The following is an 11,098-nucleotide window of genomic DNA, read 5'->3' as shown; positions in this document are numbered from 1 at the left end:
GAGACGACGAGCTTGACGCCGCGCAGGCCGCGACGGGTCAGCTTGCGCAGGAACTCCGTCCAGATCGGCTCGGCCTCTGACGTGCCGATCTCCATGCCCAGCACCTCGCGCCGGCCGTCCGCGTTGACGCCGACGGCGATGATAACAGCGACCGAGACGATCCGCCCACCGCGGCGCACCTTCAGATAGGTGGCATCGATCCACAGATAGGGCCAGTCGCCCTCGATCGGCCTTTCAAGGAACGCCTTGACCTTGCCGTCGATCTCCTCGCACAGCCGGCTGACTTGGCTCTTGGAGATGCCGCTCATCCCCATGGCCTTGACCAGGTCGTCGACCGAGCGGGTCGATATACCCTGGACGTAGGCCTCCTGGATGACGGCGGTCAGCGCCTTCTCGGCCATGCGGCGCGGTTCGAGGAAGCCCGGAAAGTAGGAGCCCTTCCTAAGCTTGGGGATACGCAGCTCGACCGTGCCGGCCCGCGTCTCCCAATCCCGCTCGCGGTAACCGTTGCGTTGAGCGAGCCGCAACGGGTTCTTCTCGCCATAGGCGGCGCCGGTGGCGGCCCCAACCTCCATTTCCATCAGCCGCTCGGCGGCAAAGCCGATCATCTCGCGCAGGAGATCGGCATCCGGGGTCTTCTCCACAAGCGTGCGCAGGTTCATCATGTCGTCGGTCATCGGTGGTCCTTCCGAAAATGGGTTGGCGTCAACAACCAAACCCTACCGGAAAGCGCCGATGACCACCGCAAAGCCGCTCGCTCGCTACAGCGCTATCGAGGGCGCGCTCGCGAACGGCTTCACTACCGCCGAGCTACACCACCTGTGGGGACACGACCGCACTCGACGCTAGGCCATCTCGGACCCGTCGAGTTCGAAGCGAGCTATGCTAGCTTAACCTGATGTTCGAAAAATCCGGCAGCAGGCAAAATACGCGTCCAATTCGTCAGTCCAAGGTGGGTCATCCGTCCTGTGCCGTGGCGATGAAGGCGTGCGCAGTACTCACTACCACACGAAGTTCGTTGCCACTCATCCCCTCGCACGTTCTCCCTTTGGATCAAAGAATGCCTGCAACGAAGCGTCGGCGTCGTAAAGTTCACCTGCAATCTCGACTTGCCAATGACTGTTCTCAACCAATTCTTTAGTCACGCCTGTGGGGCTGTTCACATACCCGAGACCGATTGACGTACCTAACGTGAAGCTTTTAACGCCCGACGAAATGTAGCCCACGATCTCTCCATCGCGGCGAATAAGTTCTTCGTGGAACAGCACTGGCTTCGGATCACGCAGCTTGAATGAGACCAGGCGCTTCTTGAGAGGCATTGAAGCTTTCTGTGCCGCAACTGCGTTCTTACCGATGAAGTCCGTTTCCTTTGTCCAATCGATCGTAAAGCCGAGCCCTGCTTCGAGCAGTGTATCAGTTGGCGTTAGATCCAACTGATATTCGCGGTAGGCACGCTCGGACCGCAGATGTTCAAGTGCGTGATAACCCGCTGGCCTTAAGTTATGTCTGAGGCCAGCTTCCAAAACCCGGTCGAATACGTGCTGTGCCATTTCAGTTGGGATATGCAGTTCCCAGCCAAGCTCTCCAATGTATGTTAGCCGATTCGCTATTACGCGAGCGTAGCCGACATCAATTTCCTGGCTGGTTGCAAACGGAAACGCTTCGTTGGACAAATCTGCATCAGTAACTTCGGACAGAATATCCCGAGACTTAGGGCCTTGCAACGAAAGCACCGCGAATGCCGAAGTCATATCCGTCAGTGTAACATTCCATTCATCGGTGATGTGCTTAGTAATCCAAGCTTTGTCACGCGGATGTACCGTTGCAGATGAGATGATTAAGAACTCTTTGCAGGAGAGGCGGTTTACTGTAATGTCTGCTTCGATTCCTCCAGTCTCATTTAGCATATGTGTGTACACTAGCTTCCCAACCGGCACGTCGACATTGCCTGCGCACAGCCATTGCAGAAAACGGCAGGCGTCACGCCCCTGAACAAGATGTTTGCCAAAAGAACTCTGATCAAGAAGTATCGCAGCCCGGCGTGCTGCGTGGCATTCTTGCGCCGTGTATTTAAACCAACTCGGTTCTTCATAAGAGTACAAATTCTCGGTTGACTCGCCTTCACCCGCAAACCACATAGGGCGTTCCCAGCCCATGCCTTCACCGAAGCTGGCTCCTAGTTTCGCCCACCTGTCGTGAAGCGCGCTCTTCCTCACTCCTCGGGAGGTCTCTGGCTGACGACTTGGCCAATGCATCTTATAGTGCAGACCTAGTACTTCGGGAGTCCGATCTTTCAGGTATCGCTTGTTAATCTGGAATGGATGGAAACGGGCAACATCGACAAAGCTGATGTCCGTCTGCGGCGCACCCGCTACGATCCATTCGGCCAGGGCTCGTCCCGCCCCCGCACCAAATTCGATTCCTTCGGAGTTGTAACCTGTCGAGACGAAGAGATTTTTCATTCCCGGGACCTGTCCAATCATGAAAAGCAAGTCCGGCGTAAAGCTTTCCGGGCCATTGAAGAACTTCGCAATGCCCGCACTTCCCAGTGCAGGTACAATCTCGACAGCCTTCGTCATCGGCAACTCGAAATGATCCCAGTCTTCCCAAAGCTCTAGAAAGGCCGTCTGCTTCGGGAGCCGCTCCATAGGCAGCGCCTTGCCCCAAGGCTCGAAGGCACCGACTAGCAGTTTACCTGTATCCTCCTTCAGGTATACGTGGCCATCAGTGTCGCGCAAAACCGGCAGTGTCGGTTTTATGAAGTCCATGGGCTCTGTTACGACATAAAAGTGTTCAGCGGCGTGGAGGGGGATACGTGCACCCAGTTTTGCCGCTAGCTCTCCTGTCCAAAGGCCGCAAGCTAACACTAAGATTTCTGTTTCGATAACATCCGTTATGGTGCGAACTTGGTAAGTTCCGTTAGAACTGCGCCAAAGATCAACAACCTCAGCATTCTCGAAGATCTTCGCCCCGTTCTGCTTGGCTCCCGCCGCCAGGGACAGGCAGGTGTCAACTGGGTTGGTTTGCCCATCGTTTGGGATGAACACTGCACCCTGGATGATCGAGGAGTCGATTGCCGGATAAAGTTCCTTGGCCTGACGAGGCGATATCATGTGGGCTTCCAGACCAAAGCTCTTCGCAATCGAAGCGTTGCGCGCTATCTCGTGGAGTCGTTCTTTCGTGCGTGCGACCCCTAGCGTGCCATTCTGTTTGAAGCCGGTTGCCTGACCTGTTTCCGCTTCAAGAGACGCATAAAGCTCTGCATTATATTTAGCGAGCTGGGTCAACGAATGCGTACCGCGCGTTTGCATAATCAGCCCCGCCGCGTGCCACGTTGTTCCTGATGTCAGCTGATTTCGCTCGAGGATTACAACGTCCCGCTTTCCTAATTTGGTGAGATGATAGGCAACGCTCGTCCCCGCAATGCCCCCTCCGATGATTACAACCTCATACGCCCGTGTGGGCGTTTCACGAGGGCGAACGGTCGTGTTCGTGATCATATTGCTCCTTACGCGGCCTGGGTCGTCGTTTTTCTGGGGCTGGAAAGCCCCCCTGAGCTAGCCACTCAGCTTAGCGAAAACCGATCGGCAGCGATCATCGTCATTCAACCGCAGCATGAACACTTCCTTCGGAATATTTACCAAAATGCAGGATTCCTGCGCGCTACTTTTTCTTCTGGGCGTCTTTATTCGAAGCTGTTATGGCACCCTAAGTTGTGACCAAATCACAGCGTCGGCGTCAAACGAGCATGAGCCTCTGCTTTGGCATGGTTGCCGCCGCGGCCTGTTGAACGGCGCATGTTCGCGCGCGTACGAATGTTCAGACACGGGGGCTTTCTCAGTTTCGACGGGGCCGAGGTCTTGTGTTCATCTTTTAACGCGTGATGCGCGTGCAGCGAACGTGCCTATCACGCTGTAGACTCATTAGCGCGCAGCCACAGCCGCATTGAGGCGAGCTGAACCATGGCGGGGAAGTTGGCAGCGAGCTTGTCGTAGCGGGTTGCGATGCGGCGGAAGTGCTTCAGCTTGGAGAAGAAGCGTTTGATCAGGTTGCGCTCTCGGTGGTGCGCGGGCCGAGACGGGAGAGGAGCGTGGCGGCGATCTGCCCGTCGTGCGCTTGGCCCGCCGTCAGCCGAGCCGGATCGGGAGGCCCTGCGCGTCGACGACAACGTCGATCTTGGTCGTGAGCCCGCCGCGAGATCGACCGAGACAGTGATCTGCCCCCCCTTTTTGCCGTCGCGGCCTGTTGGTGGGCGCGAACGGAGGTGCTGTCGATCATCTGGATGCCCCTGTCGTGCACGGCGGTGATGGCGTCCATCATAGCGGTCGGGCAGCTCCCGCCACGGCGCGCCCGATCGCAACACCCAGTAGATGCCGTTCAACATGCGGCGATAATCGACGCGCGGCACGCCTCGCGACTTGTTGGGTAGCAGCGGTTCGATCACACGCCATTCGAAGTCCGTCAGATCATATCGGCTCATGTTGAGCGTGAATCATAACGCAGCGAAATTTGAAAGCCTCCGGTCGGAAAATACCCCACTTGCGAAGATTGGCTGCGCTGGTCAAGTTCGCATTGAGGAGGCTATGATCGACATCTGCGCGAGAGTGCGACTGACGAAACGGTACGGTTTGGAGGTCTGTATTCGAGAGGGATGATGAAACCGCGTTTTTCTATCTTCTCGACATGGGAGAGCAGGACGGCGGTCGTTGCTGCTTTCAATGTCCGTTTCAATCAGGTGGAATCCATTGGGGATCGTTGTAGGATTATTCCTTGGTGGCAAATTGTCGGCCGTCTTCAATCTACGCACAGACACCCCGACAGGTCGCTGGGCCGATGGTGAAGATGCCCAACTTTTCCGCGCGCATTGAACTAACCACCGATCTTGATTCTACCCATTTTATGGGTTCACGACCTAGCACGCTGGCGACGGCCAGCGCACAAATACGATATGCGGGCACCTTTTTTGCACACTTGTGCCCGGTGATTGGGAGGTGAGATCAAGGCCGGAAGGGCCAGAGGTGGCGCCAGCGCTTTTCCGGAGCCATTTTCGGCCGTCGCTGACGGACACGAAGATACTTTCTTCTATCGGAGTGGCAGCCGAATTTGCGCAGTTCACAATATGCAAAGGTCGTCGAAATGCTCCATCGTTGGGAGATGGTCAATGATGAAGCAAGTCGGCCCCAGGTTGCCCTCTGCGAGTTTTAAAGATAGTGATTTGACATGCACAATCTACCGACATTCTGCCTTCGCAGACGATTTTCTGCGCACTGCCAAAAGAAATGTAACCAAATACCGAGAGGTGACATGCGCTACGATCGAATAGACGCCCATATCCTCGAGATTGTGCAAAAGAACAACCGCGTAACGTCCGACGTCCTTGGCGAAAAGGTTGGACTTTCGGCGACCGCTTGTCAGAGGCGCCTGAAAAGACTTCGGTCTGAAGGTATTATCGAGGCCGATGTTTCGATCGTTTCACCGAAGATGGTGGGAAGGCCAATCGGGATGTTAGTACTAGTTACTCTGGAGCGGGAGCGTTCAGATATAATCGATAGGTTTAAAAAAGCGATAAGATCGTCGACAGAAGTTGTCAATGGATTTTATGTTACCGGGGATGCCGACTTTGTACTCTACATTACATCGAACAGCATGGAAGACTATGAACAATTTACGCGTCGGTTTTTTTATGAAAATCCGGACATTAAGGGCGTGAAAACCATGGTTGTTATGGACCGTGTGAAGGCTGGATTTGCAGTCCCAATCGAGATTTCAACTGAAGATCATAACCCAGCCTGGGGCGAGCGAATCGACCGCCGCTAAAGCAGAGGAGCGATAGAGCGATTATCCGCGAGCTGTGGTTGTATCTGCGACGACTTTGACCGGATCCTCGCCTATCGTGGAATGCCATACGTTCCGAGGGCCAGTTCAACTCGCTGATGATTGCAGCGTCGAGCGCACGAAAGGCCACCGGCTCGTCACTCAAGGTGTATCAACTCGACGATGAAGATTCGGAAGCTGCTGAGGCGAGAGACGGGAGAAAAGGATCTTTTCCGCGCCCGCCTTGATCAGATCCTCAACATGAAGCACGCGTCCGACCCGCACGATCGACTGGCCGGTGCTGGAGGCGCGTAAGCGGCGAAGTCTATTGCGACGGCCTGGAATGCCACCGCTGCCCCCCTGGCGATGAGCAGGATGGATCCGATACTGGCGGCGTCCCTCGATCACCGGATGGCTGGCGCCCAGTCAGCCTTCGTCCAGGATGCGGATGCAGTCAGCAAGCTGGTGAACCTCTGCAACCCGCCGCGTGCGATCGGGAACGATGTGGTAATTGCCACCGATCGAGACGACAGCGTCATGGCTGACGCGACGCTCCAGCTTGAGAAGCGCGTCGAAGGGAACTGCCGGGAGAGATTGAAGTTCCGGCTGCTCCACCGCGAAGGCCCCGCAGACGATGCGCTGCGTGGTGCCGTACAGGCGAACATTGGCGACGGTGTCGAGCCAATCTTGCAAGCTCGTGCACGTCGTCGAGATTGCGGAAGCTGCGGGGCCAGCAAGAAGTCCTCGGAGAGATAGCGGAATGGTCGCTCGACCCTTGCCCTTCGTCTTGGCGCGACACGGCCGGCAGGGTTGGAAGCCAACGTGCCGGGCCAGGCCAGTAGCGAGCGAATGGTATCAAGCAGCCGCAGTCACCAACCGAGGGCGTAGGCAGCCGCCCGTCGCGGGTCGGCGCCGCATTCCAGGACACCACTATTGCGATCATGGCGAACGAGACACACGCCGCCAGCGCGCCACAAACGGTCTGGCCACAGAACGACTTTATGACCGAGTTCTGACAGCGCATCGGCTGTCGCCTTCGAGAACCGCCCTTCTAGGCACAGTCGGCCAGGAAATGCAGCGTGCGGTGCGAACGAATCAGGGTGACTATAGGTGACGAATCGCGGCTCCTCCACAGCCGTCTGAGGATCCATTCCGAATACCGACATATTGAGCAGTACCTGTAGCACCGCCTGGATCTGGCTGTCTCCACCCGGGCTGCCAATGGGCATCGTCATCTTCCCCTGACGAAACACCATTGCTGGGTTCGGTGTGAGCCTCGGGCGTTTGCCCGGCGCGACGGCGGATGGATGTTTCGGATCGGCCCAGGATTGCGAGCCGCGCGAGGAAGGAGCCAGACCAGTTCCAGGAATTATAATGGTATCGCTACAAGTGTCGCTTGGGCAAATGGAAATTGCGTTTCCCTGTCTGTCGACAACGGCGACATACGACGTATCGAATGGCCCGGCCTCGCTCTCATCGTTCGTAACAGCCGAGCTCCTGACATTGTTTCCGGCGGGCGGAAGCTCTGGCCATGCCCTGTCCTTTTGGATCATCGTTCGACGCATCTCGGCATAGGACGGCGACAGCAGCATATCGGCCGGCACATGGATTACGTCAGGATCGCCGTAGAAAGCTTCGCGATCGGCAAACACAAGCTTGAGTGCTTCGACGACGACGTGAATGTACTCGACCTTATTGTGTCCGAAGGCTTTGAGATCTAAGCCCGCCAGGATATTGAGCGTTTGCAGTAAGGCTGGACCTTGGCTCCAGAATCCGCACGAATGCACATCAAGATCGCCGAACCTGGTCGACACGGTCGGCGCCAATTTGACGCGGTACGTCGCCATGTCATGCTCTGTGAGTAGCCCTCCATTTTCCGCATGAAAGTTCGTGATCGCGCGCATCAGGTCGCCGCGGTAAAAAGCATCTCGCGCCGCCTGCAGGCCGCTGATCCGGCAGCCGCCGCGGCCGATCGCGGCAGCTTCTTCGTCGATCATGTATTGCAGACTTCTTGCGAGATCGCTTTGGATGAAGATATCTCCAACAGTCGGGCTCTTTCCTTGTGGGAGATAAATTTCTCTGTTGGACGGCCAGCGGGCATTCTTATACGCCGCGAGCTGAAGCTGCTCAGCCAAGAAGGGATACATGACGAAGCCCTCTCGCGCGAAGCCTACGGCGAAGCTCGCGACCTCGCCAAATGACATCGTTCCGTACCTTGTGAGGGCTTCAATCCACGCGGCTGGCGCCGCGGGAATCACAGTCCGTAAGAGGCCCTCCGGCACTTGGCCACCATGCTCGCGTAGGAACAGGTCACAGCTCACCCCAGCGGGCCAGCAACCCACGCCGTCGATTGACACGAGTTCGCCTCTATCTGCGATCCAAATGATCATAGGCGCCACGCCAGCTACGTTCACCTGATCACTGTGTACAACCCCCAAGACGAGGCCTGCGGCCACACCCGCATCAATTGCGTTGCCCCCTGCCTGCAAGATCTCAAATCCAGCGTGTGAAGCGAGGTAGTGCCCGCTGGAGATCGCGTGCCGCCGAGCTGAAATCGCCGGCCGCCAAGCTTTGAATGTGCTCGCCTGGCTGAATCCAACGTACGAATCACCGGAGCCGATGGACATCGACGATGGCATCTTCAGGCTCCAAACAGCCGCTCGAGTCGGCTGGCGTCGGCTTGTTGGTTTTTGGAATGACGACCGTTTACGCACGCGCAAACTAGAAAGCTCAACCGCGTCATAATAAGGTCATCCAACAGATATCCGTCGCTCGAACATTCTCAAGATCGCGCACATTACGCCGTTCCGATCATCTTCTCATGGCCGAGCTCTTCCGCGACGGCGCCACTCAATGGAGACGCCCTCGAATTTCAGGCTGCGTCGTGTCGATCATCCCAGCATCATCTGCCCGAGCGCCAGCATCTGCGGCACGCTGATCACGTCATTGTATTCTGCTGGCCCTAGCGGGTGCGATGCGAAGCGCGCGATTACCATCTCCGCCTTGGGCGCAACATATATACGCTGACCGTATAGGCCACGTGCTTCGATGGCCCCCAATTCGTTATGCGGCACCCACCATTGGCTACGGTACGAGTAGCCGTCGGGGAGCTTGGCCGGATGATCGCCTTCTTGAATGTCGCGGACGACGAAGGCGGGAATCACCTGTTTGCCGTTCCACTCCCCTTCGCGCCGGATCATCTCGCCAAAGCGAGCGAGGTCGCGCAAGGTCGCGCTCAGGCCGCCACCGGCAGCCGGCATGCCAACTGGATCCACGAGGATATAACCGTCCTCCTCGCAGCCGAGCGGCGCCCAAAGGCGCTCGTGCAGCAACTGCGCGAAAGAACGGCCGGTCACGCGCGCCATCACCCAGCCCATCACTTCCGTGTTCACCGTCTTATACGCGAATTCGCCGCCGTGGGCGCCTTGCTTTTGCACAGTGCGCAGATAGTCACATGAGGTTCTGGGACCGTCATAACCAACCGGCCGCGGCCGCCGTCCGCTGGCCACCCTGTACGCCCAGACGTCGCTTGAACACCCGACGGGGCCATGTTCTTCAGTGTATGCTAGACCCGTCTGCATGTCCATTACCTGTCGCAGCGTGGCGTCCTCCCACCCGGTGCCTCGCAATTCGGGCAGGTAATGGGAGATCATCTTCGACTCGTCGAGCACGCCTTCGTACACGAATGCCGCTGCGAGGGTGCCCGCGTAGGATTTCGTGACGGAGTAGCACAAGTGCGGCAGGTGCGGCTGGAGCGCGCCGAAATAGCGCTCGTACACGATGCGCCCGCGATGCAGCACCACAATGCCGTCGGTGTAGGTATCGAACAGCGCCTCGTCAAAGCGGCGGTTGCGGCCATCCATGTCTGCGAAGGTAAGCGCGTCAATCTCGGCGCACTTGTCACTGCGCTCGAAGTGCGAAGGGGTGCCCGGCCCGCGCCATACGTTCACCGTCGCCGCGAGCTCACGCACGTGCGACAACGACCAGCGGTTCTGCGGGAAATCGAACGAAGTATCGCTGGCGAACGTGATGCGCTTGTCCTCGGGCGGCGGCGCACCGCGCATCCAGCCCATTTCGCGCGGATCGGATGCGCGGCCGTCGAGGTAGCGCTGCCCCGCGAATTCGAGTGTGGCTTCCTCCACGTTGCCGAGAGGCGAACGCTGTTCAAGTTCAGTCATAAGCTTGCTCCAAAGCTTTTCGAAGTGCCCTGAGATGGCTGGTGCAGGCGTTTCGTCCGAGGCCCGGCCGATCCTGGGAACGAATGTAAGCGACCATTGTGCCGTCAGGCCTTCCGCATGCTCCACATCGGGATACGCCCCGGCATCTCGACCAGGCCGATCAGCGTCTTGCGGCAGGCTATTGGTGCGATAAATTGACCGAGCAGAACGTCGCCAACGAAATCCCACCATACTCGTTGCATCTGGCGGGCCAGATCCTTGCGCTCGTCAAGCATTTCGACATCTGCCCACTTGGCCCGAAGAGCCTCATACTCGTCGCTCTTCGGCCAGCCGTACCAGCCCCTGTCGCCATTCGCGAGCAGAGCAGGGTTGCCAGTCGGGTCGGTGCGGGAGAAAACAGATTCTGACGTGATGAAGATGCTCCAGCCGCCGTCCTCGATGGGACCCTTTTTCGCCCGGCGCGCGACAACTCCACCCCAGTCGCTCGGTGCAAGCTCGGCATTGACTCCAATGTCGCGCAGCGTGGCCGCAAGAAGTAGTGAGGCATTGCTCGCCTCCGCCCAGTCGGTAGGCTGGAGGATGACGACCTTCTCGCCGGCATATCCGGCCTCGCTGAAGAGTTGCCTAGCCTTTTCCGGCTCGCCGCCCTTCTTGAACCATCCCGTATTCTCGTCGTTTGAATAGGGTGTACCCTTTCCAAAGATTGACGTAAGAGTGTGGAAGTATTTCGGGTCACCGAACGCGGCCCGCATAAACGCCTGCTGATCGATGAGGTGAAGCATCGCCTGGCGCGCCTTTACGCTATCGAAGGGCTTCTGCAGACAGTTCATTCGCAGATGCAGGACTGAGCCTGTTTTATTCAACACCTTGAGTGTAAGGTTCGGGTCGCTCTCTATTGCCGGGTAAAGATCGGCCGGCGGCTGCTCAACGAAATCGATCTCATCCGCTTGCAGGGCCGCAAGAGCCGTCTGCTGGTCACTGATATTCTCCCAGACGACACGATCGACGTTGACGATCTTCCCACCGGCGAATCCGCTGGGCGGCTCCTTGCGCGGTATGTATCTCTCATTGCGATCATAGGTGAAGCTTGCGCCGGGCTTTGCAAG

Annotated in this window: 6 protein-coding genes and 2 pseudogenes; 1 reads left to right on the top strand and 7 read right to left on the bottom strand. The window is 57.7% G+C overall.

The genetic code is table 11. The annotated features are described in order from the left end of the window. The 3 genes and pseudogenes from AC0L24_RS33500 to AC0L24_RS33490 all read right to left on the bottom strand — a co-directional run. Positions 1-677 (bottom strand): IS256 family transposase (locus AC0L24_RS33500; RefSeq protein WP_473565027.1); only part of this gene is annotated, 677 nt, incomplete at its 3' end. A 348-nt stretch (positions 678-1,025) separates the two neighbouring features. Beyond that, entirely contained in the window at positions 1,026-3,500 is a 2,475-nt protein-coding gene (locus tag AC0L24_RS33495; protein ID WP_473565026.1) for a GcvT family protein, read from the bottom strand. A 407-nt stretch (positions 3,501-3,907) separates the two neighbouring features. Continuing rightward, positions 3,908-4,480 (bottom strand): annotated as a pseudogene (locus tag AC0L24_RS33490) (transposase). 824 nt (positions 4,481-5,304) lie between these two features. Here AC0L24_RS33490 and AC0L24_RS33485 point away from each other — a divergent pair. Continuing rightward, positions 5,305-5,817 (top strand): Lrp/AsnC family transcriptional regulator, encoded by a 513-nt coding sequence (locus AC0L24_RS33485; RefSeq protein WP_473565025.1) that lies wholly within the window; start codon positions 5,305-5,307, stop codon positions 5,815-5,817. A 357-nt stretch (positions 5,818-6,174) separates the two neighbouring features. Here the strand turns inward: AC0L24_RS33485 and AC0L24_RS33480 are convergent. The 4 genes and pseudogenes from AC0L24_RS33480 to AC0L24_RS33465 all read right to left on the bottom strand — a co-directional run. Beyond that, positions 6,175-6,669: pseudogene (locus tag AC0L24_RS33480) on the bottom strand (Mu transposase domain-containing protein); the annotation flags it as partial. Positions 6,670-6,683: 14 nt separating this feature from the next. After that, complete coding sequence (locus AC0L24_RS33475; RefSeq protein ID WP_473565028.1) at positions 6,684-8,441, bottom strand: gamma-glutamyltransferase family protein; 1,758 nt, start codon at positions 8,439-8,441, stop codon at positions 6,684-6,686. Between the two features lie 264 nt (positions 8,442-8,705). Next, entirely contained in the window at positions 8,706-9,992 is a 1,287-nt protein-coding gene (locus AC0L24_RS33470) for a serine hydrolase domain-containing protein (protein ID WP_473565024.1), read from the bottom strand. A 104-nt stretch (positions 9,993-10,096) separates the two neighbouring features. Continuing rightward, a partial coding sequence (locus AC0L24_RS33465) for an ABC transporter substrate-binding protein (protein ID WP_473565023.1) occupies positions 10,097-11,098 on the bottom strand: 1,002 nt, incomplete at its 5' end.

The organism is Mesorhizobium sp. WSM4809 (genome assembly GCF_055811655.1).
This window is presented reverse-complemented; position numbering and strand designations above follow the sequence as displayed.